The following is a 24,234-nucleotide window of genomic DNA, read 5'->3' as shown; positions in this document are numbered from 1 at the left end:
TTTCAGCGGCGGTCCCGGCCCTCGTCCCGCTCCGCGGCGGTTTTTGCGAAGCGCTGTTCGGCGATGGCCAGCAGGCCGTCGAAAATCAGGTTCTCGACCAGGTCGAACGGCCGGGTCATGCTGGGCGCCATCTTCCAGCCCGCGCCGCCGGTCATCATGCAGGCGGGCGCTTCGCCGCAGTGCTGCGTGATGTGCTGCACCATGCGCTCGACCGCGCCGGCGATGGCGTAGGTGCCGCCGCTCGTGAGCGCATCGCTCGTGTTGGTGGGAAAAAGGCTCACCTCGCCCGTGGGCACATGCAGGCCCGCCGTGCCGGATTCGAGCGCCCGCAGCATGATCCCGTGGCCGGGCAGGATCAGCCCGCCCAGGAAGCGGCCCTGCGCGTCGATCGCCTCGACCGTCACGGCCGTGCCGACCATCACCACGATCAGCGGCCGCGCCGGGCCCTGCGACAGCAGGCGATGGCGCGCGCCGATCATGGCCACCCAGCGGTCCGAGCCCAGGCGCGTGGGATGGTCGTAGCCATTGACCAGGCCGGCCTCCTGCGCGGACGACACCACCCACTGCGGCAGCACGTCCCACAGCTCCATCTGCTCCATGACGCGGCGGCGCACGGCGTCGCCCGCCACCACGCAGCCCAGCATGCGCTCGGGCACGGGCAGCCCGGCCCACGAGCTTTCCGCCAGCCGTTCGATGTTGTCCAGGAATTCAGCGCCGTGGGCGAGCACTGCGGCGCCCGGCTGGGGAGCGTCGTACATCGCCCATTTGAGGCGGGTGTTGCCGACGTCGATGGCCAGAAAAGTCATGCGGGATTATCACGAGTTTTACAAATCGCCTTGACGCGCAGGTTTACCCGCACGCGACACGCGGACTCTGCGGCGCCGGCTCGCGGATATCGCGGCACGCGGCACCGCTGGCGGGAGCTGCCTGGCCCTTCGGGCGGCTGTCCGACACGGGCCGGACTGGCGATGGCGCTACAGTGGCCGGTCCGATCCACAGACCATACCAAGGAGCCAGCACATGGGACTTTTCAGCTTCATCAAGGAAGCCGGCGAAAAACTGTTCGGCGGCAAGGATGCCCAGGCCGCAACGGCGGCAGCCCCCACGCAGGACGAACTGAACGCCAAGGCGGGCAAGGCCATCGAGACCTACATCGCCTCGCAGAACCTCGGCGTGAGCAACGTCCAGGTGGCGTTCGCAGGCCCGGAGGGCAAGGTCACCGTGAAGGGCGAAGCGCCCACGCAGGCCGCCAAGGAGAAGGTGACCCTGTGCTGCGGCAATGTGGCCAGCGTGACCAGCGTGGACAACCAGATGTCCGTCACGAATCCCGAGCCCGAAGCGCAATACCACGACGTGGTGCGCGGCGACACCCTCTCGGCCATCGCCAAGAAGTTCTACGGCGACGCCAACAAGTACCCCAAGATCTTCGAGGCCAACCAGCCCATGCTGACGCACCCCGACAAGATCTACCCCGGCCAGAAGCTGCGCATTCCCGCGCTCTGACCGTCCTTCAAAGCGCGCTACGGCGCGCGCCTCCCAACGGGCCCTCACGGGCCCGTTTTCGTTGCGGCAGGCGCGGCAGCGGGCGATGGGAAGGCAGCGAGCCCTTCGCGCTCAGCCCTGGCGCCACGGCAGGCCGCGAAAGCGCCAGCCGCCCTTCAGATTGCGGTGGCCGTTCTCGTCGGGGTCACCCTCGAAGCCTTCCAGAATGTTGTACGCCTTGAGCCCCAGCTCCGTGGCGCGCCGCGCGGCCGCCACCGAGCGCACGCCGCTGCGGCACAGCAGCACGGCCTGGCGACCCGGGGGCACGGCGGCGAGGATGGCCGCGTCGTACTGGGGGTTGGGCGCCATGCCGGGCCAGTGCTTCCAGGGCACGGCAACGGCGCCGGGCACGAAGCCGACCCAGTCGCGCTCGGCATCGGTGCGCACGTCCACCAGCACGGCCTCGCCCGACTGCACCCATTGCCATGCGAGCTGTGGCGACACATCGCCCGCATAGCCTTCGGCCGGCTGCGGACCGCCGTCCGGAACCGTGGAGGGAGCAGCGGGAGCGGAGGAAGAGGAAAAAGCTTTGGAAGTCATGCGCGGCATTTTGTCAGCACCCGCAACCGGGCCGCGCGGGCTTTCAAGCACTGGCGCCAGGGGCTTGGGCGCGGCGTCAATCCCAGGGCGGCGCGGGTTCGTCGCGCAGGCGCCCTCGCAGGTCGGCGTAGTCGGGCACGACGCTGCGCACGGTGTCCCAAAAGCGCGGGCTGTGGTCCATCACCCGCAGGTGCGACAGCTCGTGAGCGACCACGTAGTCGATGACCGCGGGGCGGTAGTGCAGCAGCCGCCAATTGAGGCGGATGGAGCCGTCGCTGCGCGCGCTGCCCCAGCGCGTCTGGGCGCTGGACAGGCGCAGGCTGCTCCAGCGCACGCCCAGCAGCGGCGCGAAGTGGTCCAGCCGCGCGGTGAAGCGCTGGCGCGCATCGCGCATGAGCCACGCCTGCACCGCATCGCGCACCTGCGCGGGCGAGGCGGCGCGGGGCAGGCCGATGTGCAGCTGGCGCTGCCCCTCGGGCCCCTCGACCAGCGCGCCGCCCGTGCCGCGAAAGCCGTGCGTCGGGTCCAGCACCACGGTGAGCGGCTCGCCCAGGTACGGCAGCACGGCGCCGTCGCCCCAGGCGATGCGGGCGCCGTCCACGCGCTGTTGGCGGTCCTGCGCCTCGCCCAGCTTGCGCAGGATCCAGGCGGATTTTTCCTGCAGCGCCGCATCCACGGCCGCGAGCGACACCCAGCCCGGCGCGCGCACCGCCAGGCCGTCCGCCCCCACCGTGAACCCGATGGTGCGCCGCCGCGCCCGCTGCAGCGCATAGGCCACGACGGCATCGCCCAGCAGCACCTCGCGGCTCGCGCGGGGGTGGCGGAAGATCGCGGGGCTGAGCAGCGTGCCCAGGGGAACGGGCGGCGCTTTCGCCACCGGTGGAGCGGGCGATGGCGATGGCTTGGCAGCGTCTTTTGCTACCAAATCAATAGCATCATCGGCAATCGAACCGCCGGCATCTGCGGCATTCGGCCTGGAATTCCTGGCACGGGGCGCCGAGGCAGGCGCAGTCGGCGGCCCGGCCGGCGCCGCGCCGCCGAACAGATCAAGCGCCAGCTGCACCAGCCGCTGCATCACCGGCCCGGCGCGTAGGCCTCGGGGTCGAGGCGCTGCATTTCGGATTCGATCCAGGCCTCGACCTCGCGCATCAGCTCGTCGGGCTTGCGGCCTTCGGTCGGGATGGGGCGACCGATGGACACGTCCACCGTGCCCGGCCGCTTGATGAAGGCCTTGCGCGGCCACACCTTGGCCGACGTGACGGCGATCGGCACCACGGGCACGCCCGCCTCGATGGCCAGCCGCGTGCCGCCGCTCTTGTACTGGCCCTTGCGCCCGCGCTCCACGCGCGTGCCCTCGGGGAACATGATGACCCAGGTGCCCTTGGCCAGCAGCGCGCGGCCCTGCTGCAGCACCTTCACGAAGGCGCGCGCGCGCTGGCCGCGGTCGATGTGGATCATGTCCAGGCTGCCGATCGACCAGCCGAAGAACGGCACGTACAGCAGCTCCTTCTTGAACACGTAGGCCAGGGGGCGCGGCATGATCGCCGGCATCAGGAAGGTCTCGTAGGTGGACTGGTGCTTGACCAGCAGCACCACGCCCTGCGTGGGGTCGGTGGGCAGGTGCTCCATGCCCGTGATGCGCGTGCGGATGCCCATGATGACGCGCGCCGCATCGGTGCTGAGCTTGAGCCACGCCCGCGCGATGCGGTAGCGCGTGCGGCTGCTGGCGCCGAACAGCCGCACCAGCAGGATGAGCAGCGTATAGGGCACCACGGTGATGCCCATCCAGAGCAGGTGGACGATGGAACGGATCAAGGCCATGGCAATCAGGAAAAAATGGGTTTTTTAGGGCTCATGCCCTAGGAATATATGCCGTTGTAGCTATTAATTTGATAGCACATCAGACGGCGATGTTCAGGCCCGGCGCCGCCACGGCGGATTGCGCGGCCACGTGGTCGGCAAAGTCGGCCAGGCTGGCATGGAACTGCGTGCCTTCGGGCCACGGGCTGGGCAGCAGCGCATCGCCCGAGGCGACCAGGGTCGCTTCGGCGGCCTGGGCCGCACCGACCCGATGCAGCTGCGCACCGATGGCCGCGCCGGCCCGCAGATGCTCCACGCAGTTGCCGGCCACCAGCACCTCGTCACCCTCCACGCCGTAGCGGTCGCGGATCTGTTCCATCAGGCCCGGCGCCGGCTTGCGGCAGGCGCACAGGTCGTCGGGTGCGTGCGGGCAGTAGAACACGGCGTCGATGCGACCGCCCACCGCCGCGAGCTTGCGGTGCAGCTTGGCGTGGATGGCGTTGAGCGCCATCACGTCGAACAGCCCGCGCCCCAGCCCGGGCTGGTTGGTGGCGACGACGACATGCCAGCCGGCATGGTTGAGCCGCGCCACGGCCTCCAGCGCCCCGGGCAGCGGGGTCCACTCGTCGGGCGAAGCGATGAAGCTCTCGCCCGAGGGGTTGAGCGTGCCGTCGCGGTCGAGGATGGCGATTTTCATGGTGTGGGAGCGCCTGGTGAAAGACTGCGCCAGCCTACCACCAGCGCGGCCCCCGGCCTCAGGCCGCCAGCCGGGACAGGTCGGCCACGCGGTTCATGGCCACGTGCAGGCGCTTGAGCAGGCCCTGGCGGTTCAGGCGCAGGTCCAGTTGCTCGGCGTTGACCATCACGTCGTCGAAGAACGCATCCACCGGCGCGCGCAGCACGGCCAGCGTCTGCAGGCTGGCGGTGTAGTCGCCCGCGTCAAACTGCGCATCGGCCTCGGGCACGAAGCGCTGCAGCGCGGCGTAGAGGTTCTTTTCCGCCTCTTCCTGCAGCAGGTCGGGGTTGACGTGCGGGTCCACGGGCCCGGCCACCTCGGCCTTCTTGAGGATGTTGCCCACGCGCTTGTTGGCCGCGGCCAGGGCCGGGCTCTCGGGCAGTTCGGCAAACGCGCGCACGGCGGCGAGCTGCTTTTGCACCAGCGACAGGCGCTGCGGGCGCAGGGCGATGACGGCATCGACCTCCTGCGCGCTGTAGCCCTGCTCGCGCAGGCTGCCGGCGAGGCGGTCGTACATGAAGTCGGCCAGGGGCACCGAGGCGTCTTCGATCTTGTCGCCGAAGGCGGGCACCGCGCTGCGCAGCAGGGTTTCCAGGTCCAGCGGCAACTCCCGCTCGACCAGCATGCGGATCACGCCGAGCGCGTGGCGGCGCAGCGCGAACGGGTCGCGGTCGCCCGTGGGCAGGTTGCCGATGCCGAACATGCCGACCAGCGTTTCCAGCTTGTCCGCGATGGCCACGATGACGCCCACGTTCTCGCGCGGCAGCTCGTCGCCCGCGAAGCGCGGCTTGTAATGGTCTTCGATGGCATGGGCCACCTCGTGGGCCAGGCCGTCGTTGGCGGCGTAATAGCCGCCCATGATGCCCTGCAGCTCGGGGAATTCGCCCACCATGTCGGTCACCAGATCGGCCTTGGACAGCCGCGCGGCGGTGTCCACGCACGACAGCAGGTAGTTGCGGGCGATCTCGCCCTCGGCCGAATCCAGGTCCGCGTGGTGCGTGCCGATGCCGGCGAACAGCTGCTCGGCGATCGCCTTGGCTATTGTCCTAACGCGCTCCACCCGCTCGCCCTGCGTGCCCAGCTTGTTGTGATAGACCACCTTGGAGAGGCTCTCCACGCGCGACAGCAGCGTCTTCTTGCGGTCCTGGTCGAAGAAGAACTTGGCGTCGGCCAGGCGCGGGCGCACCACGCGCTCGTTGCCCTGCACCACCGCGCTCGCATCGGCGGGCGTGATGTTGCTCACCACCAGGAATTGGTGCGACAGCCGGCCATCGGCCTGCAGCAGCGGGAAGTACTTCTGGTTGGCCTTCATCGTGAGGATCAGGCACTCCTGCGGCACATCGAGAAACTCTTTTTCGAACTCGCAGATGAGCACGTTGGGGCGCTCGACCAGCGCCGTCACCTCGTCGAGCAGGGCGTCGTCCTCGATGGGGCGCACGCCGCCACCCACGCGCGCAGCCGCGGCCTGCAGCTGGCGCACGATCTCGGCGCGGCGCTCGGCGAAGCTGGCGATCACCGCGCCCTGCTCGGCCAGTTGCTGGGCGTAGCTGTCGGCACTGGTGACGACGACCGGGTCCACGGCCGCCTCGAAGCGGTGGCCGTGCGTGGTGTTGCCGGCGGTCAGGCCCAGCGCCTTCACCGACAGCAGCACCTCGGTGCCGTGCAGGGCCACCAGGCCATGCGCGGGGCGCACGAAGCTCACGCTGGTCCAGCCGGGCTGCTCGCAGCCGGAGGCGAGCTGGTAGCGCATCACCTTCGGGATGGGCAGCTTGGCGATGGATTCCTGCAGGGCCTTCTGCAGGCCCTCGGACAGCGTGGCGCCGCGCACGGTGCTGTCGTGGAACAGCACCTCGGCCTTGCCGTCCGGCACGCGGCGCAGCGCGGCCACGGCGGAGGCGTCGGCGCCCAGGGCGGCCAGCTTCTTGAGCAGCGCGGGCGTGGCGTTGCCGGTGGCATCCAGCCCCACGGCGACGGGCATGAGCTTTTGCGAGACGGCCTTGTCGGCGGCCTGGGGCGCCACCTCGGTGATGTGCGCGGCCAGGCGGCGCGGCGAAGCGAAGGCCGTCAGGCGCGAGCCCGGCGCGGCCAGCCCTTGGGCCTGCAGCTGCTCGAACAGCACGCCCGCAAAGGCGTCGCCCAGCTTTTGCAGGGCCTTCGGGGGCAGTTCTTCGACGAACAGTTCAACGAGAAGATTCGGATGGGTCATGGTGGTCTGTGTTCCTTCCTGATGCGCGTGCGTGCCTCAGGCCGCCTTCTTCTGCTGTTGCTGCTGCTGGTCGGCGCGGGCCAGGTCGGCCAGCACTTCGGCGGCCCATTCCTGGGGCGCCATGGGAAAGCCCAGCCGCGCGCGGCTGTCGAGGTAGCTCTTGGCCACGGCGCGCGCCAGGTTGCGGATGCGGCCGATGTAGGCCGCGCGCTCGGTCACGCTGATGGCGCCGCGCGCATCCAGCAGGTTGAAGCTGTGCGCGGCTTTCAGCACCTGCTCGTAGGCCGGCAGGGCGAGCTGCTGCTCCATCAGGTGCTGGGCTTGGCTTTCGTGCGCGCTGAACGCGGTGAACAGGAAGTCGGCATCGGAGTGCTCGAAGTTATAGGTGGACTGCTCCACCTCGTTCTGCTTGTACACGTCGCCGTAGGAGAGGCCGTCGGTCCAGGTCAGGTTGTAGACGTTGTCCACGCCCTGCAGGTACATCGCCAGGCGCTCCAGGCCGTAGGTGATCTCGCCGGTGGCGGGCTTGCAGTCGATGCCGCCGACCTGCTGGAAATAGGTGAACTGCGTCACCTCCATGCCGTTGAGCCACACCTCCCAGCCGAGGCCCCAGGCGCCGAGCGTGGGGTTCTCCCAGTCGTCCTCGACGAAGCGGATGTCGTTCTTCTTGAGATCGAAGCCCAGGGCCTCCAGCGACCCCAGGTACAGCTCCAGGATGTTGGCCGGCGCGGGCTTGAGCACGACCTGGAACTGGTAGTAGTGCTGCAGGCGGTTGGGGTTCTCGCCGTAGCGGCCGTCCTTGGGGCGGCGGCTGGGCTGCACGTAGGCGGCCTTCCAGGGCTCGGGGCCCAGCGCGCGCAGGAAGGTGGCGGTGTGCGAGGTGCCGGCGCCCACTTCCATGTCGTAGGGCTGCAGCAGCGCGCAGCCCTGTTCGGCCCAGTACGACTGCAGCTTCAGGATGATTTGCTGGAAGGTCAACATGCGTGTGTCTGGCATGGCGGGGCCATGCGGTTGGTAGAGAGGGTTTGCACGCAGGCGCGCGCAAAAGCGGTCGATTTTACGAGGCGCGCCCGGCGCATCGGCCACGCCCGGCACGGGGCCGCCACGCCCGCATGCAAAAATAGCCGCCACCGCTTATGTACCAAGCGCTGGCAGCTATCATTTTCATAGCAATACACCGCGGTTGCACCGCGGGCGTCCACTCAATCCTGCCAGCGGCGCAGCACCAGGCTGGCGTTGGTGCCGCCGAAGCCGAAGCTGTTGGACAGCACGGTCGTCAGCGATGCATCGCGCGAGGTGCGCACGATGGGCATGCCCTCGGCGGCCGGGTCCAGGTTTTCGATGTGGGCCGAGCCGGCGATGAAGCCGCCCTGCAGCATGTACAGGCAGTAGATCGCCTCCTGCACGCCCGTCGCGCCCTGCGAGTGGCCGGTGAGCGACTTGGTGGAGGAGAACGGTGGCACCGCGTCGCCGAACACCTCGCGCAGCGCGCGCAACTCGGGCAGGTCACCCACGGGGGTGGACGTGCCGTGCGTATTCACGTAGTCGATCGTGCCGCCGCCCGCTTCGGCGATGGCCTGGCGCATGCAGGCGATGGCGCCGTCGCCCGAGGGCGCGACCATGTCTTCGCCGTCCGACGACAGGCCGAAGCCGACGATCTCGGCCAGGATGGTGGCGCCGCGGGCCTGGGCGTGCTCCAGGCTCTCCAGCACCAGCGCACCGCCGCCGCCGGCGATCACGAAGCCGTCGCGGTCCACGTCGTAGGGGCGCGAGGCCGTCTCGGGCGTGGCGTTGAATTTGGCCGACATGGCGCCCATGCCGTCGAACAGCGTGGCCAGGCCCCAGGAGAGCTCTTCGCCGCCGCCCGCGAACATCACGTCCTGCAGGCCGAAGGCGATCTGCTGCGCCGCCATGCCCACGCAGTGCGCGGAGGTGCTGCAGGCCGAGGTGATCGAGAAATTGATGCCCTTGATGGCGAACGCCGTGGACAGGTTGGCCGACACGGTGGAGCCCATGCAGCGCGTGACCTGGTAGGGCCCCACGCGGCGGATGCCCTTGGAGCGCAACGTGTCCGCCGCCTCGATCTGGTTGGCCGGCGAGCCGCCGCCCGAGCCCATGATGAGGCCGGTGCGGGGGTGGGATACCTGGGCGGGCGACAGGCCGGACTGGGCGATGGCGTCCTTCAGCGACAGGTAGGCGTACGCCGCGGCATCGCCCATGAAGCGGCGCTGCTTGCGGTCGATGAGCGCGTCCAGATCGATCTGCGGCGCGCCCGCCACCTGGCTGCGCAGGCCGAGTTCGGCGAACTCGGGCATGGCGCGGATGCCGGACTTGCCTTCGCGCAGCGACGTGGTCACTGCCTGCTGGTCATTGCCGATGCACGAGACGATGCCCGCACCCGTGATGACGACGCGCTTCTTCATGGTCATGCCGTGGCTCCCGCTGCGGGTGCTCCGTCCTTCCCGTCTTCACGCTTGAAAAGGCCCACGCGCAGGTCGTTGGCCACATAGATCTCCTGGCCGTCGGCCAGCAGGCGGGCATCGCCGATGGCCATGACCAGCTTGCGCTTGATCACGCGCTTGATGTCGATTTCGTAGGTGACCAGCTTCACGTTGGGGCCGACTTCGCCGGTGAACTTGACTTCGCCCGCGCCCAGGGCGCGGCCCCGGCCCGGCAGCTGCAGCCAGGTGAGGTAGAAACCGATGAGCTGCCACATGGCATCCAGCCCCAGGCAGCCCGGCATGACCGGGTCGCCCTGGAAGTGGCAGTCGAAAAACCAGAGGTCGGGGCGCACATCGAGTTCGGCCCGGATTTTCCCCAGCCCATGCGCCCCACCATCGCTGTCGATGTGCGTGATGCGGTCAAACATCAGCATGGGCGGCAGCGGCAGTCGTCCGCTGTCAGGGGTGAACAGCTTGCCCTCGCCGGAGGCGATCAGTTGTTCATAGGAAAAGGAATCAGCCATTGTCAGTCGTGCTCCAGATCGGCGGTGCGCCCGCCGGATTTTGATTGCGCGCCACCGAGGTCTTTTCGGTGGCGGGGCATCCATTATCAAGGCACACGGAGGGCCGACTGTGACACAGGGCCAAGGGTGATTCCCTAATTTGATGAAAGCGGACCGCGCCGGACCGCGTCAGCGCAGGCCGCACGGGCGTGCGGCCGCGCGGATCGGGCCCCGGTCAGTACTGCCAGAAGATGCGCTGCAGGTCCTTGCTGGTCTGGGGCTTGGTCAGCGCCACGGCGGCCAGGATGCGGGCCTTCTGGGGGTTCAGGTCGTGGGCGACCACCCAGTCGTACTTGTCGTCGGGCTGCTCGGCGTTGCGCAGCACGAAGCCGTCGGCGATGCGCGAGGAACGGATGATCTGCACGCCCTGGCCGCGCAGTTCCTGCAGCGCAGGCACCACCCGGTCGGCCACCGAGCCGTTGCCGGTGCCGGCATGGATCAGCGCCTTGACGCCCGAGCGGCCCACGGCGTCCACCGTGGAGCGCGGCACGTTGCCGTAGCCGTAGACGATCTCCACGGGGGCGAGCGTCTCGATCTCGTCGATGTTGAACTCCGATTGCGCGGTGTGGCGCTTGACCGGCGCGCGGAACCAGTAGTTGTTGCCCTCCACCACCATGCCCAGCGGGCCCCACTGGCTGCGGAACGCCTGCGTCTTGATGTTGACGCCCTTGACCACGTCGCGGCCGCTCTGGATCTCGTCGCTCATGGTCACGAGGACGCCCTTGCCCGAGGAATCCTTGCTGGCCGCCACCGAGACGGCGCTCAGCAGGTTCAGCGCGCCGTCGGCCGACAGCGAGGTGCCGGGGCGCATGGAGCCCACGACCACGATGGGCTTGTCGGTGCGCACCACCAGGTTCAGGAAGTACGCCGTTTCCTCCAGCGTGTCGGTGCCGTGGGTGATGACGATGCCGTCCACGTCGGCCTGCTTGGCCAGGGCCGACACGCGCTTGCCCAGCTTGAGCAGCTGCTCGTTGGTGAAGCTCTCTGAAGCGATCTGGAAGACCTGCTCACCCTTGACGTTGGCCACGTTCGCCAGCTCGGGCAGGCCCGCGATGAGCTTGTCCACCGGCACCTTGGCCGCGGCGTAGGACGCGCTGTTGGTCGCCGAGGCGCCTGCGCCGGCAATGGTGCCGCCCGTGGCCATGACCACGACATTGGGCTTGGCGGCGGGCTGGGCCGCGGCCACCACGGCCCAGGCTGCGAAGGCGGCGCCGGCCAGCAGGCGCTTCAGTTTCAGAGGGGAAAGCATGTGAGTCTCCGTAATGAATGACACTTTTTGTGCCCGCGGCATTTCCGCGGGTGCCGTATGGTAGGAAGCCGCATGGCGGGCTGTGGGGAATAATCGCCGGCCGGGTGTGACTTCCGGTCATATTCTCGTTTTCCCTCCCCTGCGATGAATCTCCGCCAACTCGAAGTCTTCCAGGCCGTTATGCAGACCGGCAACATGAGCGCGGCTGCCCGGCTGATCAACATCACGCCGTCGGCGGTGAGCAAGACCATCGCGCACGCGGAACTGCAACTGGGCTACGCGCTGTTCAGCCGGGCCCGCGGGGCCCTGCTGCCCACGCCGGAGGCGCAGGCGCTGTTCACCGCCTCCAGCCAGATCCACAGCCAGCTCGACGCGCTGCGCCGCACCGCGCACAACCTGCGCCAGCCCGAGGGCGGCCTGGTGCGGCTGGCGGCGATTCCGTCCGTCACGCACGAATTCCTGCCCGCGGTGCTGGAGCGCCATGCCCAGCAATCGCCCCGGGTGCGCGTGGAAGTGCGCACCCTGCACCAGGACCAGATGGCGCAGGCGCTGCTCACCCGCTCGGTGGATTTCGCGCTGGGCTTCTACGATCACCCGCACCCGCAGCTGGAGAGCAGCATCCTGGTGAGCGGGCCGCTGTTCATCGCCGTGGCGCGGGACATCTGGCTGCGCGCGGTGCGGCTGAACCGGTCCGACCCGATCACATTCCTGGCCAACACGCCCATGATCCAGTTGCTGGGCGACGAGCCCATGCGCCAACCCATGGCCGAACTGGCACAGAGCCTGGGCGTGCACACCGAACTGGGCATCCAGATGCAGACCTCGCAGCTGGCCCTGGCGCTGGTCAAGCGCGGCATGGGGTGGACGGTGGTCGATTTCCTGACCGCGCGCAACCTCGACCCGGCCGCCATCACCGCGGTGCCGTTGCGCGACCTGCCTCCCATGGCGCTGCATGCCTACCACGCCGCCAACCGCCCGCCGGACCGCCATGCCGCCCGCATGCTGGCCCTGCTGTCGGACGTGCTCATGCAAACGATGGCGCGCGCGCCCTCCGAAGCGGCCGCGCTCTGAGCGGGCCCTTCGATCAGCGCCAGGCGCGCGGGGGTTTCAGGCGGTGGCGGCCCTGCGGGCGCGGCGCCGGCGCACCCAGGCCCAGCCTGCCACCAGCGCGCCGAGCGCCCACAGCGGCCACAGGCCCCAGCGCGAGACCCAAGATGCATAGGGCGTGACCGCCCCGCTGCGCCCCAGCACCTCGCCGGTCAGCACGCCGCGCACGTGCGACGGCAGGCGCTGCGTGACCACGCCCCGGTGGTCGATGATGGCGGTGGCCCCCGTGTTGGTGGCCCGCACCATCGGGCGCTCGAACTCCAGCGCGCGCATGCGGCTGATGGCCAGATGCTGGTCGATGGCCACCGAATCGCCGAACCAGCCGATGTTGCTCAGGTTCACGAAGATCGTCGGCGCCTGGGCGGGGTCGGTGAAGCGCGCGCCCAGTTCTTCGCCGAACAGATCCTCATAGCAGATGTTGGGCGCGATGCGCTCGCCCGCCCAGAGGAACGGCGCCTGCCCCACGGCGCCCCGGTTGAAGTCGCCCAGCGGGATGTTCATCATCTCGGTGAACCACCGGAAGAACGGCGGGATGAACTCGCCGAAGGGCACGAGGTGGTGCTTGTCGTACTGGTACGGCGCGGCCTGGCCGGGCGCGAAGCCCATCACCGAGTTGGTGTAGCCCAGCGCCATGTCGCCCAGCGGAATGCCCAGCAGCGCCGCCTGCCGGCCGGCGCCCTGCCCCGCCGCGGGGGGCTGGGTGTAGCGCGCGGTGACCGAATCCAGGTAGCCGGGCACCAGTTGCTGCGGCAGCAGCGGGATGGCCGTCTCGGGCGCCACCACCAGCGCGGCCTGGGCGCTGCGCAGCTGCTCGGCATACCAGCGCAGGGCGGTCGGCACGCCGCTGCCGGCCTGGAATTTCTCGTCCTGGGGGATGTTGCCCTGCAGCAGGGCCAGCGACAGCGGCGCGGGGCGCTGCATCGGCGTGTGGCACAGCTCGACGGCGCAGTGGCGCTGCACCGCCAGCCCGGCCCAGGCCAGCACGGCCAGCCCCACCAGGGCCCACGCCTTCAGGCTGCGCAGGTCGCTGCGCCGCCCCTGGGCCACGAGCATGACCAGCACGGCCGCGATGCAGCCGATGCCGTACACCCCGACCGACCGGGCCAGCACGGCCAGCGGGCCTTCGACGTGCGCATAGCCGCCGGCGCCCCATGGAAAGCCCGTCCACCACTGGCCGCGCGCCAACTCGGCCAGCAGCCAGAATGCTCCGAAAACAATAGCAACATGCCAGCGATTTGATTGCCCCAGGGCCTTGAAACACCCCGCAGCCACCGCGTAATAGCTGCCCAGAAACGCCGCCAGCCCCAGCACCGCGAGCGCGGCCAGCGGCGCGGCCAGCCCGCCGTAGGTGTGCATGGAAATGAAGAGCCACCAGAAGGTGCCCGTCAGCCAGGCGGTGGCGAACATCCACCCCAGCACCGCGGCCTGCCGGGCGCTGCGGCTGGCCAGCAGCAGCCGCGCGAAGCCGCCCAGGGACAGGAGTTGCAGCCACCACACCGGCTCGCCGCCGAAGGGCCAGGCGATCGAGGCGGCCTGCGCCAGGCCCGCCAGCAGCGCGAGCCCCCCTGCCAGCGCCACCGGCCCGAGCGGGCCGCGGCGCGCGCCAGCGGCGCCCATCAGTGCGCAGCCCGGTCGTCTTCGGCGGGAACCGGCGACACCTTGAACCAGCGCACCGCGCCGCCCTTGGTGTGCAGCACGACGAACCGCAGCCCGCCCAGGTCGAGCGTCTCGCCGCGCTTGGGGGCACGGCCCATCTCGTGCGCGATCAGGCCGCCGATGGTGTCGAAGGGCTCGGTCCGGTCGGAGCCCGCGAGCACCGCGCCGAACGCCTCGGCCACCCGCTCGACCGGCGTGTCGCCGCTCACGCGGTAGGTGCGGTCGGCCAGGCCGAAGATGTCGCCCTCGTCCTCGGGGATGTCGAACTCATCCTCGATCTCGCCCACGATCTGCTCCAGCACGTCCTCGATGGTGACCAGCCCGGCCACGCGGCCGAACTCGTCGATCACCACCGCCATGTGGATGCGGTTCACGCGGAACTCGCGCAGCAGGTCATTCAGGCCCTTGCTCTCCGGCACGAAGGCCGCAGGGCGCAACAGCGCGCGGATGTTCAGCTCCGGCGCGCGCTGCAGCTTGAGCAGGTCCTTGGCCATCAGGATGCCGATGATGTTCTCGCGCTCGCCCTGATAGACGGGAAACCGCGAGTGCGCGGTGTCGATCACCTGGTGCAGCAGGGCATCAAACGGCGCCTCGATGTCGATCAGGTCCATGCGCGGGGCGGCCACCATCACGTCGCTGGCCCGCATCTCGGCCATGCGCAGCACGCGCTCGAGCATCACGCGGGCATCGGCGTTGATGATCTGGTTGTCTTCGGCTTCCGCCAGGGTGGCGATCAGCTCGTCGGTCGAATCCGGGCCGGGGTGGATGAACTCGACGAGCCGCTGCAGGAACGTGCGCTTGTCCTCTCGTTCGGACGGGCGCGCGGAATGGGGGTCGGACACGGTCTTGGAATGCAGGACGTGCGGTGGTTGATCAGGCCCCAAGGATAGCGGAAGCGCCGCGCTGGCGGCCCTGCCGGGCGCCCAGGGCCGTCATTCGGCCGACTGGTGGCGCCCGTCGCGCACGCCGCGCCGCACTTCCTGCAGCCCGGCCAGGAGCCGCCAGAACTGGCGGGCCTGCTTCTTGAAGCGGTAGTCCATCTCGGCGAACTGGTGCACCACCATCTGCGCCATGCGGGTGTCCAGGCCGGCGCGCGGCAGTTGCAGGTAGGCCTCGGACTCCGAGCCGTCGCGGCGCACGGTGGCGCCGGCATTGCGCGCGATTTTCAGCATGGCGGTGTTCTCGCTCAGGGCATGGATGAACACCATGCTCACGCCCTGGTTGCGCGCATGCATCACGGCGCGATCGAACAGCCGCGCGCCGAAGCCGCGCCCCCGCGCCTGACCCAGCACGGACACGCCGAACTCGGCGCAGCTTTGGTGCTCCGGCGAATCGGCGTAGGCGAGGTGGGCGACGGCGATGAGTTCGAGCCGCCGGTTGTAGATGCCGAAGATCTCGTCGCGCACGAAATCCAGCTGGTCCACATAGCGCTGCACCTGTTCGTCGCTGGCGGCGTAGCCGAAGCGCAGGTAGCGGTCCGCAGGCTCCAGCCGCAGCAGGTGGGCGGCGATGCGCTCGCGGTGCCCGGGGCCGAGCGAGCGGATCGGCACCATGACCGGCGAGCTGCCCCGCCGGTGCGGCGGACGGGGCGCTTCGCTGCGCAGCACAGTGCCGCCTGCATCGGGGGACGCGCGAAGCCAGTCTTGGGTGGGGATCATGATGGCGCGATTTTAGGGTTTTCCCTTATTCCTGGCCAAACTTTTTGTTGCACTGCGGCACAGCAGGCGAAGCCTCTCCGCCCCCGGACGGCGCCACCGACGGGCCCGAGGGCGCGGGCAGCTATGGATTCAAGAGCGCCTGCGCGCTACACCGGCACGGCGGTGGTGGCCTTCACGCGGTCCAGCACGAAGCTCGTCTTGCAATCCTGCACGCTGGGGTGCTTAAGCAGCGTGTCCATGATGAAGCGGCTGTAGTGCGCCATGTCGGCCACCACGACGCGCAAAAGGTAGTCCATCTCGCCCGTGAGCGCGGCGCACTCCACCACCTCGGGCCAGGTCTGCACGCTGGCGCGAAACAGGTCCATGGGGTTGCGCTTGTGGCTCTCGGTGTGCTTTTCGAGGCGCACGTTCAGGTAGGCCGTGAGGCCCAGGCCCACCGACTCGGGCCGGACCAGCGCCACGTAGCGGTCGATCACGCCACTGTCCTCCAGGCGCTTGGCGCGGCGCAGCACGGCGCTGGGCGACAGTCCCACCCGCTCGCCGATTTCGTCGTAGGTCTCGCGTCCGTTCACCTGTAAACAGCGCAAGATGGCGCGGTCGAGCTTGTCGAGTGCGTGGTCAGCGGTCATGGCGCAGGATTCTACGGATCTCGGGCACGGCTGCGAAGGTGGATTCCATCGCCGCCGAATGCACGTATGTCCCGATGTGGAAGGCCGCGCATCGTCGCAAAATCTCCAAAAAAGAACGGTCGTTCTTTTTTATAAGAGAGTGTTTTCACACCACCACCGGAGACAAACCATGTTCGTTGCATTCAGCCGCCTGCTGCGCGGTTTCGCTTTCGTCCTGGCCGCGTTCGCATTGCAGGGCTTGCAGGGCGCCAGCGCCCAGTCCGGCTACGCGCAGACCCGCTACCCCATCGTTTTGGTGCACGGCCTGTTCGGATTCGATTCCGCGCTGGGCGTGGATTACTTCTACCGCATTCCGCAAGCGCTGCAGCGCGATGGCGCCCGCGTGTTCGTGGCGCAGGTGTCTGCGGCCAACAGCACCGAGGTGCGGGGCGAGCAGTTGCTGGCCCAGGTGAAGAACATCCGGGCGCTCACGGGCGCCGAGAAGGTCCACCTGATCGGCCATTCGCATGGCGGCCCGACGGCGCGGTACGTCGCCGGGGTGGCGCCGCAGTGGGTGGCGTCGGTCACCTCCGTGGGCGGCGTCAACCGCGGCTCGCGCGTGGCGGACGTGGTGCGCGGGGTCGCGCCCAAGGGCAGCGTGAGCGAGGCGGTGGCCAGCCAGGCGGCTTCGGCGCTGGTGGCGCTCATCAATCTGTCGTCGGGCGGCAGCGGCCTGCCGCAGATGCCGACCGCGGCGCTGGATTCGCTCACCACCGAGGGTTCGGCGCGCTTCAACCAGCGCTTCGGCGCGGGCGTGCCCACCAGCGGCTGCGGCGACGGGGCCGATCTGGTCAACGGCGTGCGCTACTACTCGTGGACCGGTGTGCGCACGGTCACCAACGTGCTCGATGCCAGCGACGCCCTGCTCGCCACGACCGGGCTGGTGTTCAACGAGGCCAACGACGGCCTGGTGTCGGCCTGCTCGGCACGCCTGGGCAAACACCTGGGCGACTACCGCCAGAACCATCTGGACGAGGTCAACCAGTTGCTCGGCCTGCGGGACTGGCTGTCGGTGGACCCGGTCACGCTGTACCTGGACCAGGCCAACCGCCTCAAGAAAGTAGGCCTGTGACAAGCCGGCCGATAGCGCACCCGCCTGTGGCACGCATCCCCGGCGCGGCACTGGCGGCGTGCGGCATCGCCGCGGCCGCCGCCCTGCTCTGGTGGGCCACGGGCGGCCCGGCGGCGCAGGCGCCCCGCCCGCCCGGCGCCGAGACCGCCCTGGCCCTGGTGGTGGAAACCCGGGGCCGAGGCCCGGCCACGCCGGCGGTGTGGGACGCACCCGCACCGCCCGTGGCCGCCGCCAGCGACGACCCGCTGCTGGGACCCGGCCTGCGCGACACGCTGGAAGCCCTGCTGCACGCGGCGGGCGAAGCGCCGGAGCCCGGCCTTCTCAAGGCACGGCTGGAGGGCCTGATCGGCCAGTTCTTCCCGCCGCAGGTCGCCACCCGGGCCCTGGCGCTGGCCCACCGCTACGTGGACTACCGCGTGGCGCTGGGGCGGCTGCAGGCGCCCGCCGATCTGCGCGATCCCCAGGCCCTGCGCCAGGCCCTGGCCGCACGCCAGAAGGTGCGCATGGCCGCCTTCGAGCCGGACGAGTACCAGGCCCTGTTCGCCGCGGATGCACAGATGGACGAATACCTGCTCTCCCGCCTGGAGATCGAGCGCGACCCGTCGCTCACGGCCGACCAGAAAAGTGCCGCCCTGCACCAGGCCGAAAGCGCCCTCGGCCCCGCGTTGCAGGCGCAGCGCAGCGAAGCGGTGGCGCACGTGGGCCTGGCCCGGCAGACCGCGGACTTCGACGCCCAGGGCATGGACGCCACGGCCCGCTTCAATGTGCGCAGCGCGCAATACGGCAGCGAGGCCGCGCAGCGGCTGGCCCAGGTGGACACGCAGGACCGGCAATGGCAGGGCCGGCTCGACCAATATCAGGCGGCGATGGGCTCAGGGTCTTCTTCGGCCCGGCTGGCGCAACTGCGGTCGGAGCTGTTCACGCCGCAGGAGCAACTGCGCCTGGAGGGCGCCCTGGCGCTGCGGGCGCTGCCCGCACAGGCTCGCTGACCGCCGGACAACCTTCGGCTGCGGCATTGCGGCCATTCATGCAGGTTTCCTGCAAAACGGGCTCGCCGGGGGCACGATTTCGCCCGAATGCTGAGTCTCTACGGCCTAAAGTGGATGGCAGACATTCATCCACGAACGGAGACGCCAATGAACGCAGCCTTGCCCGAGCAAGCCACGCAACAGACCGCCGCCTGGGAGAACCCCATGGGCACCGACGGTTTCGAATTCATCGAATACGCTGCACCCGATCCGCAGGCCATGGGCAAGGTGTTCGAAGGCATGGGCTTCAAGCCCGTGGCGCGGCACCGCCACAAGAACGTCACCCTGTACCGCCAGGGCGAGATCAACTTCATCATCAATGCCGAGCCCGACAGCTTCGCGCAGCGCTTTGCGCGCATGCACGGCCCCAGCGTCTGCGCCATCGCCTTCCGCGTGCACGATGCCAAGGCCGCCTACGAACGCGCCCTGGGGCTGGGCGCCTGGGGCTATGCCGGCACCGCCGGCCCGGGCGAGCTGAACATTCCCGCCATCAAGGGCATCGGCGACAGCCTGATCTATCTGGTGGACCGCTGGCGCGGCAAGGGCGGCGCGCAGCCCGGCGACATCGGCAACATCGGCTTCTTCGACGTGGACTTCGAACCGCTGCCCGGCGTGTCGGCCGAAGAGGCGCTCAACCCCCACGGCCATGGCCTCACCTACATCGACCACCTGACGCACAACGTGCACCGGGGCCGCATGAACGAATGGGCCGGGTTCTACGAGCGCCTGTTCGGCTTCCGCGAGATCAAGTACTTCGACATCGAAGGCCAGGTCACCGGCGTCAAGAGCAAGGCCATGACCAGCCCCTGCGGCAAGATCCGCATCCCGATCAACGAAGAGGGCAAGGAGAAGGCCGGCCAGATCCAGGAATACCTGGACATGTACAACGGCGAAGGCATCCAGCACATCGCCATGGGCTCGGACGATCTGTACGCCACGGTGGACGCACTGCGCGGCGCCGGCGTGCGCCTGCTGGACACCATCGACACCTACTACGAATTGGTGGACAAGCGGATTCCCGGCCACGGCGAGCCGCTGGCCGAACTGCACAAGCGCAAGATCCTCGTGGACGGAAAGAAGGACGCGCTGCTGCTGCAGATCTTCAGCGAGAACCAGCTCGGCCCCATTTTCTTCGAGTTCATCCAGCGCAAGGGCGACGACGGTTTCGGCAACGGCAACTTCAAGGCGCTGTTCGAGAGCATCGAGCTCGACCAGATGCGCCGGGGCGTGCTGAAGTCGGAATAGCACCGCCTGTAACCGAATGCAGCTTCACGGCGACGCATCTCTATACTGCGGCACGTCTTAGAACCGGAGGAGATACCGTGAAGCTATTGAGTGCCAGTGCCTATCTGGGGGGTGCATTGCTGTGCATGGCAGGACTTGCCGCGCACGCGCAGACCCCTTCCGCGCCGCTGAAGATCATCGTGCCCTACCCTGCGGGCGGGCCGGTCGATGCCTCGGCCCACATCGTTGCCGAAGGCGCCAAGGCGGCGCTAGGCAACGTGGCGGTGGAGAACAAGCCCGGCGCGGGCGGCAACGTCGGCGCCGATCTGGTGGCGAAAGCCCCGGCCGGCGGCAACCTGCTGGTGATGGGCGCAGTGGCCACGCATGCGGTGAACCCCTGGCTGTACAAGAACTTTCCGTACGACCCGATCAAGGACTTCAAGCCGATCGCCCTCGTCGCGCGCACGCCCAACGTGCTGGTGATGAGCGCCGAGCAGGCCAAGAGCCTGAACATCGGCAGCACGACCGACCTGGTGCAGTACCTCAAGAAGCACCCGGACCAGCTCAAGTACGGCTCGGGCGGCAACGGCAGCATCGGCCACATCGCGGCCGAGATGTTCAAGTCGCTGACCAACACGCGCATGGCGCACGTGCCGTTCCAGGGTTCGCCCCCGGCGCTCAAGGCCCTGCAGGCGCAGGAAGTGAGCCTGGTGTTCGACAACCTGGCTTCGTCGCTGCCGCTCATCAAGGCGGGCAAGCTGAAGGCGCTGGGCGTGACCTCGCTGGGCCGGGACGACGACCTGCCGGACGTGCGCAGCATCAACGACGAGGTGCAGGGCTTCAACGTGGTGACGTGGTTCGGGCTCTTCGCCCCGGTCGCGCTGCCCGATGCCGACGCCCGCCGCTACGCCATGGCCTTCAGCGCGGGCATGAAGTCGCCGGCCAGCACGGAGCGCTTCAAGAAGATGGGCCTCGACCCCGAGGACCTGACGCTGGAGAGCTTCGGCCAGTTCGTGCGCTCGGAGCACAGCAAGTACGGTTTTCTGATCAAGGCCGCAAAGATCAAGATGGATTAGCCGCGGCCGGGGGCAGGACGCCCGGGGCTGCGGCATGGATACAAAAACCCAAGGAGCCAAGCATGGGACAGCCCCCCGTCGTCTACGGACAATCCGATCGCCCGCCCCGCGGCGACTACGCCCGCGCCAACGCCGACTACACCTGCGCGCAGGACTACGAGGCCTACACCGCGGCCGACCACGACACCTACCGGCGCCTGTACGAACGCCAGTCGGCCCTGCTGCCGGGCCTGGCGAGCGATGCGTTCATCGAGGCCCTGCCCTCGCTCGGCGCGCGCGACCGCATTCCGCGCTTCGAGGAAGTGAACGAGCGCCTGTACAAGGCCACGCGCTGGGAACTGGTGGGCGTGCCGGGGCTGATCCCCGAGGTGCCGTTCTTCACGCTGCTGGCCAACCGCAAGTTCCCGGTGACCGACTGGATCCGCACGCCGCAGGAGTTCGACTACATCGTCGAGCCCGACATCTTCCATGACCTGTTCGGCCATGTGCCGCTGCTGTTCAACCCGGTCTTCGCCGACTACGTGCAGCGCTACGGCCAGGGCGGCCTCAAGGCCCACGGCCTGGGCGCCTGCGAGCTGCTGTCGCGCCTGTACTGGTACACGATCGAGTTCGGCCTGATCCGCCAGGACGATGGCCTGCGGGCCTATGGTGCGGGCATCCTGAGTTCTTCGGGCGAGCTGGCCCATTCGGTGCGCAGCCCCGAGCCGCAGCGCATTCCCCTGCAGCTGGAGCGCACCATGCGCACGCGCTACAAGATCGACACCTACCAGCAGACCTACTTCATCATCGACAGCTTCCAGCAGCTGTTCGACATGACCGCAGCCGACTTCGCCCCGATCTACGAGCGCCTCAAAGGCCAGCCCGAGTTCGCGGCCGACGAGCGCGAGGCCGTGCCGGCCTGACGGCGCGCACCCGGCCGGCCGCCGCTTCTTCGCACGCGGCGGCATGGCTTCGCGCCGGGGGCGGGGCAGCCCCCAGCGACTGCGGATGATCGACTCCGTCATCCGCCGCAAGGTCCAACGGGCGCCCAGCGCGAGGCACATTGGCGGCGGATTCCCCGAGGAATCCATCCATGTCGCGCATTTCTGGCATTTCGTCACCGCTGCGTCCCGCACCGGGCATCGTCGTCGATCCCTCGCCGGGGCTGATGACGCCCGTCGCGCCCGTGCGGCGCAGGCGCCAACCGCCCTCCGCCGAACCAACGCTGCCCGAGCTGGCCCGGCGCCTGTCCTCCGCCCCGTCGATGCCGCCGCGTGCGCCCCTGCACGTGGTGCGGCATTCGCTGCTGCCGCCGCAGTTCCAGTCGCCCCAGCGGCCCGGCACCGAGCCGCCCGAGACCTACCAGCGCCATTCGAAGCTGCCGCCGCAATACCAGTCGCCGCTGCGCCAGAGCTTTCTGCCGCCCCAGGCGTACCAGTCGCACTCGGCGATGAACACGTTCCAGTCGCCCTATGCGCCCGCGCCGCAAGGGGCGTTCGGCAGCTCGGTGCTTCCCCCGGCCCCAGCGCCGCAGGACCCCGCCCGGCCGGAGGCTGCCGCACAGCGCCCCCCGCGGGCGTCGGTGCTGCCGCAGGTGCGCCCCTCCATCCTGCAGGGCGCCAGCCCGCGTCCGCAGGCGCCCCGCCCTTCGGTCCTGCCCCAAAGACCGTCCTTCCAGAGCAGCGGCAGCAGCGCAGCCAGCGGCGCGGCCTCCGCCCAGGCGCCCATGGAAACGCGGTACTCGGTGCTGCCGGCCAGGCTGCAGGCGGCGTCGGCGGCCTTCCAGTCCGTGGCCCATGCCGCCGTGGCCATCGGCCTGGAAAGCGCCAACACCGTGCAGATCACCACCGCCGCGCAGGCCCAGGAGGTGCTGGCCCGGGTGCAGCGCCTGGCCACCCAGGCTGCACCGGCCTTGCATGCGCTGTCCGGCGCGCTCCAGCACATGGTGGAGAACAAGACGCGGCTGTCGCAGGAGATCCGCGAAGAACTGGCCGACATCGGCCAGTCGCTGCTGACCACCGGTCAGTCACTGCAGAAGTTCCTGAACCACACCCTGGGACGGTTCGCCCCGCAAACCATGCCGCCCGCAGAGCCGCCGGCCGAAACCCCGGCGGACGCGGCCGCCGCCGCCGAGACGGCCGCCGTGGCCGAAACCACTGCCAAGGCCGAAGCCGAGGCCGCCGCCGCTCCGCCGCCGCCCCCGCCTCCACCACCCAAGGCGCACCTCAAGCCCCGCCCGCCAAAGCACCCAGCCGCGAAACCGGCGCTGCACCCGGTCTCCGCCACGCCGGCGCCAGCGGCCAAACCGGTGCCGGTCGATGTGATGGCCATCTCCACCGAAGAAGGCCGGGCGGCGCTGCGCGCGGGCTTTGGCACGCCCGAATCCGCCGATGCGGGCCTGCGGGAAATCGCCCTGGCATTCAAGGCCGCGCAAAACGGCTCGACGGACGACAAGCGGGCCTTCCAGCTGGCCTACCAGGACCGGCTCACGCTGCCCGACGATTTCAGCAGCGGCAACGTGGCCGCCGTGAAGCAGCTCAAGCGGCTGCTGGCCGGGGTCAACGTGGCCTATGTGTCGCCGCAGTACGGCAAGGACATGGGCGTGGGATCGGACGACTTCAACGCGCGGCGCTCCGCGGCGGCCGCGGCGTAGAAGCAGGCGGCAATGCCCTGCGGGCCTACGGCGCCGCGATGAGGTCCAGGCACTCCCGCACCACCGGCGGATGGAACGCCATCTGCACGTGCGCCAGGCCCTCGCGAAGGCGGTTGTCCGCGCCGTCCAGCGTGGCCGTGGCGGCCGGGTACACCGCGTTGTCGCAGTTGGAATAAAAGCAGGTGAACAGCGCCGCGCGCCCGGGCGGCTCGTCCTGCGCCAGCTGCCGCAGCCATTCGCCCCCGGGCACCATCTGCCGGCCGTTGGCGGACCGGCTGAACCGCGCCGCCCAGGCGCCCTGGTGGGGCGAGCCCAGCGTGATTACGCGGTGCACGCGCGCATCGGCCTGCCGCGCCCGCAGCCACGCCCGCACGGCCAGACCGCCCATGCTGTGGCCCACCACGACCGGCGGGCGGCCCGTGGCGGCGGTGACCCGGCGCACCGCCTCGTCCAGCGTGTCCACATAGTCATCGATGGTGCCGAACGCGGGCTCCATCGTCACCGCCACGAACGGGTGGCCGCGGCTGCGCAGCACCTTCATCCAGGGCGTCCAGAACCCGCGGTTGCAGATGAAACCGTGCACCAGCACCACGCCGCGCGCGGGCGGCGGGCCGCCGGCAACGGGGGGCGGCAGCCAGTCGGGCACGGCGGTGGAGCGAAACGGCTGCCACCATCCGAACACCACGCTGGCCCAGCGCGCCTCGGCCGACCAGGCGCGCACCATCTGCGCCAGCGACGGCGCCGGCACCCCGTCGGCCCGGCTGGCCCGCCGGTTCACGCGGGCCATGCACACGAACTGCAGCCCCATGAACAGCCGCAGCAGCAGCATCACCGCGGCCAGGCCCGCCACCGCCCGCAGGGGCGAGGCGGGCCATTGCCACACCAGCCAGCCGGCGGCCAGCAGCAGGTTGCACACCACCATTCCGCGTTGCCATCGTGCATTGGTCAAGACCGGCGCTCCTGAAAAAAAACGAGTCCGCATCATGTCACTTGCGGGACGGGCCTAGGACAAGCCCCCTGGACAGGGCGCGAGCCG

At 69.5% G+C, this 24,234-nt stretch carries 23 protein-coding genes; 8 read left to right on the top strand and 15 right to left on the bottom strand.

Annotated features, from left to right (window positions below):
• Nucleotides 1–2 precede the first annotated feature (2 nt).
• On the bottom strand, nucleotides 3–806 hold the full coding sequence (locus AVME950_RS10035) for a type III pantothenate kinase (protein WP_284429707.1): 804 nt from the start codon (nucleotides 804–806) through the stop codon (nucleotides 3–5).
• A gap of 214 nt (nucleotides 807–1,020) precedes the next feature.
• Between AVME950_RS10035 and lysM the strand changes: the two genes are divergently transcribed.
• Complete coding sequence (lysM, locus tag AVME950_RS10030; RefSeq protein WP_272565189.1) at nucleotides 1,021–1,503, top strand: peptidoglycan-binding protein LysM; 483 nt, start codon at nucleotides 1,021–1,023, stop codon at nucleotides 1,501–1,503.
• Nucleotides 1,504–1,614: 111 nt separating this feature from the next.
• Here the strand turns inward: lysM and AVME950_RS10025 are convergent, their stop codons facing one another.
• From AVME950_RS10025 to AVME950_RS09985, 9 genes are all read right to left on the bottom strand, one after another.
• Nucleotides 1,615–2,091 carry a rhodanese-like domain-containing protein gene (locus tag AVME950_RS10025; RefSeq protein WP_502869390.1) on the bottom strand — a complete coding sequence of 159 codons (477 nt, stop codon included), beginning with the start codon at nucleotides 2,089–2,091 and terminating at the stop codon, nucleotides 1,615–1,617.
• A gap of 67 nt (nucleotides 2,092–2,158) precedes the next feature.
• The gene (locus AVME950_RS10020) at nucleotides 2,159–3,157 is read right to left on the bottom strand and encodes a M48 family metallopeptidase (protein WP_284429705.1); all 999 of its coding nucleotides are present in this window, start codon (nucleotides 3,155–3,157) and stop codon (nucleotides 2,159–2,161) included.
• Nucleotides 3,157–3,903, bottom strand: a complete 747-nt coding sequence (locus AVME950_RS10015; RefSeq protein WP_284429704.1) for a lysophospholipid acyltransferase family protein — start codon at nucleotides 3,901–3,903, stop codon at nucleotides 3,157–3,159. The genes AVME950_RS10020 and AVME950_RS10015 overlap by 1 nt, the downstream gene beginning before the upstream one ends.
• A gap of 79 nt (nucleotides 3,904–3,982) precedes the next feature.
• Nucleotides 3,983–4,579, bottom strand: coding sequence for a D-glycero-beta-D-manno-heptose 1,7-bisphosphate 7-phosphatase (gene gmhB / locus AVME950_RS10010; protein ID WP_284429703.1), 597 nt, complete (start codon nucleotides 4,577–4,579; stop codon nucleotides 3,983–3,985).
• A 58-nt stretch (nucleotides 4,580–4,637) separates the two neighbouring features.
• Complete coding sequence (glyS, locus tag AVME950_RS10005) at nucleotides 4,638–6,824, bottom strand: glycine--tRNA ligase subunit beta (protein ID WP_284429702.1); 2,187 nt, start codon at nucleotides 6,822–6,824, stop codon at nucleotides 4,638–4,640.
• A 36-nt stretch (nucleotides 6,825–6,860) separates the two neighbouring features.
• Nucleotides 6,861–7,805: a glycine--tRNA ligase subunit alpha gene (gene glyQ, locus AVME950_RS10000; RefSeq protein ID WP_284398394.1), complete on the bottom strand. Its 945-nt coding sequence runs from the start codon at nucleotides 7,803–7,805 to the stop codon at nucleotides 6,861–6,863.
• Between the two features lie 221 nt (nucleotides 7,806–8,026).
• Entirely contained in the window at nucleotides 8,027–9,253 is a 1,227-nt protein-coding gene (fabB, locus tag AVME950_RS09995) for a beta-ketoacyl-ACP synthase I (RefSeq protein WP_284404857.1), read from the bottom strand.
• Nucleotides 9,250–9,789: a 3-hydroxyacyl-[acyl-carrier-protein] dehydratase FabA gene (gene fabA / locus AVME950_RS09990; RefSeq protein WP_272565196.1), complete on the bottom strand. Its 540-nt coding sequence runs from the start codon at nucleotides 9,787–9,789 to the stop codon at nucleotides 9,250–9,252. Before fabA ends, fabB begins: the two co-directional genes overlap by 4 nt.
• 214 nt (nucleotides 9,790–10,003) lie before the next feature.
• Nucleotides 10,004–11,077 (bottom strand): type II asparaginase, encoded by a 1,074-nt coding sequence (locus AVME950_RS09985; RefSeq protein ID WP_284429701.1) that lies wholly within the window; start codon nucleotides 11,075–11,077, stop codon nucleotides 10,004–10,006.
• A gap of 144 nt (nucleotides 11,078–11,221) precedes the next feature.
• Between AVME950_RS09985 and AVME950_RS09980 the strand changes: the two genes are divergently transcribed.
• Nucleotides 11,222–12,148, top strand: a complete 927-nt coding sequence (locus AVME950_RS09980; protein WP_284398041.1) for a LysR family transcriptional regulator — start codon at nucleotides 11,222–11,224, stop codon at nucleotides 12,146–12,148.
• A 36-nt stretch (nucleotides 12,149–12,184) separates the two neighbouring features.
• Here the strand turns inward: AVME950_RS09980 and lnt are convergent, their stop codons facing one another.
• The 4 genes from lnt to AVME950_RS09960 form a co-directional block, all read right to left on the bottom strand.
• Nucleotides 12,185–13,801, bottom strand: a complete 1,617-nt coding sequence (gene lnt / locus AVME950_RS09975) for an apolipoprotein N-acyltransferase (protein ID WP_284429700.1) — start codon at nucleotides 13,799–13,801, stop codon at nucleotides 12,185–12,187.
• On the bottom strand, nucleotides 13,801–14,682 hold the full coding sequence (locus tag AVME950_RS09970; RefSeq protein WP_272565200.1) for a CorC family transporter: 882 nt from the start codon (nucleotides 14,680–14,682) through the stop codon (nucleotides 13,801–13,803). Before AVME950_RS09970 ends, lnt begins: the two co-directional genes overlap by 1 nt.
• A gap of 90 nt (nucleotides 14,683–14,772) precedes the next feature.
• Complete coding sequence (locus AVME950_RS09965) at nucleotides 14,773–15,498, bottom strand: GNAT family N-acetyltransferase (protein ID WP_284413882.1); 726 nt, start codon at nucleotides 15,496–15,498, stop codon at nucleotides 14,773–14,775.
• Nucleotides 15,499–15,644: 146 nt separating this feature from the next.
• Nucleotides 15,645–16,127: an Lrp/AsnC family transcriptional regulator gene (locus AVME950_RS09960; RefSeq protein WP_092745358.1), complete on the bottom strand. Its 483-nt coding sequence runs from the start codon at nucleotides 16,125–16,127 to the stop codon at nucleotides 15,645–15,647.
• A 169-nt stretch (nucleotides 16,128–16,296) separates the two neighbouring features.
• On the opposite strand from AVME950_RS09960, the gene AVME950_RS09955 reads away from it, so the two are divergent.
• From AVME950_RS09955 to AVME950_RS09930, 6 genes are all read left to right on the top strand, one after another.
• Nucleotides 16,297–17,238, top strand: coding sequence for a lipase family alpha/beta hydrolase (locus AVME950_RS09955; protein WP_284429699.1), 942 nt, complete (start codon nucleotides 16,297–16,299; stop codon nucleotides 17,236–17,238).
• 26 nt (nucleotides 17,239–17,264) lie between these two features.
• Nucleotides 17,265–18,227 (top strand): lipase secretion chaperone, encoded by a 963-nt coding sequence (locus AVME950_RS09950; RefSeq protein ID WP_284429698.1) that lies wholly within the window; start codon nucleotides 17,265–17,267, stop codon nucleotides 18,225–18,227.
• Nucleotides 18,228–18,374: 147 nt separating this feature from the next.
• Nucleotides 18,375–19,511, top strand: a complete 1,137-nt coding sequence (hppD, locus tag AVME950_RS09945) for a 4-hydroxyphenylpyruvate dioxygenase (RefSeq protein WP_284429697.1) — start codon at nucleotides 18,375–18,377, stop codon at nucleotides 19,509–19,511.
• Between the two features lie 125 nt (nucleotides 19,512–19,636).
• The gene (locus AVME950_RS09940) at nucleotides 19,637–20,566 is read left to right on the top strand and encodes a Bug family tripartite tricarboxylate transporter substrate binding protein (protein WP_284430231.1); all 930 of its coding nucleotides are present in this window, start codon (nucleotides 19,637–19,639) and stop codon (nucleotides 20,564–20,566) included.
• A gap of 62 nt (nucleotides 20,567–20,628) precedes the next feature.
• Nucleotides 20,629–21,468 carry a phenylalanine 4-monooxygenase gene (gene phhA / locus AVME950_RS09935; RefSeq protein ID WP_284425364.1) on the top strand — a complete coding sequence of 280 codons (840 nt, stop codon included), beginning with the start codon at nucleotides 20,629–20,631 and terminating at the stop codon, nucleotides 21,466–21,468.
• A gap of 170 nt (nucleotides 21,469–21,638) precedes the next feature.
• Nucleotides 21,639–23,198, top strand: a complete 1,560-nt coding sequence (locus AVME950_RS09930; protein ID WP_284429696.1) for a hypothetical protein — start codon at nucleotides 21,639–21,641, stop codon at nucleotides 23,196–23,198.
• Nucleotides 23,199–23,223: 25 nt separating this feature from the next.
• Here the strand turns inward: AVME950_RS09930 and AVME950_RS09925 are convergent, their stop codons facing one another.
• Nucleotides 23,224–24,147, bottom strand: a complete 924-nt coding sequence (locus AVME950_RS09925; RefSeq protein WP_284429695.1) for an esterase/lipase family protein — start codon at nucleotides 24,145–24,147, stop codon at nucleotides 23,224–23,226.
• Nucleotides 24,148–24,234 lie beyond the last annotated feature (87 nt).

The organism is Acidovorax sp. SUPP950 (genome assembly GCF_030158935.1).
Taxonomy (GTDB): domain Bacteria; phylum Pseudomonadota; class Gammaproteobacteria; order Burkholderiales; family Burkholderiaceae_C; genus Paracidovorax.
This window is presented reverse-complemented; position numbering and strand designations above follow the sequence as displayed.